The sequence below is a fragment of the Mesorhizobium sp. M00.F.Ca.ET.216.01.1.1 genome, assembly GCF_004010325.2.
Classification (GTDB): domain Bacteria; phylum Pseudomonadota; class Alphaproteobacteria; order Rhizobiales; family Rhizobiaceae; genus Mesorhizobium.
Genome location: NZ_SADR02000365.1, coordinates 1 through 321, shown reverse-complemented (window position 1 = coordinate 321; position 321 = coordinate 1). Strand labels below are relative to the sequence as shown.

The 321-nt window shown below is 63.9% G+C and carries 1 protein-coding gene; it reads left to right on the top strand.

Annotated elements, in window-relative coordinates; genetic code table 11:
- Positions 1-321, top strand: a 321-nt coding sequence (locus tag EN859_RS36495) for an ATP-binding cassette domain-containing protein (RefSeq protein ID WP_135913696.1), incomplete at both ends; no start/stop codon positions are given.

Here is a 321-nt window from a genome sequence, read left to right as displayed (position 1 = left end):
CATCGGCGACGCCGACACGCCGCTGGCAATGCTTTCGCGAACCTTCGACGTCGGCGAGCAACGCGCCCGTTCGCTTCTTGCCGGCGCCGGAGTCGCCGTCGAGATGCAGGAGCGCAAGATCGGCGCGCTATCTGGAGGGCAGAAGGCGCGGCTGATGATGCTGGCGCTCAGGCTCACCGACCCAAACTTCTACCTGCTCGACGAGCCGACCAACCACCTCGACATCGACGGCCAGGAAGCGCTGGAACAAGAATTGCTGAAGCATCAGGCAAGCTGTCTGCTCGCCTCTCACGACCGTTCCTTTATCCGCGCCGTCGGCAA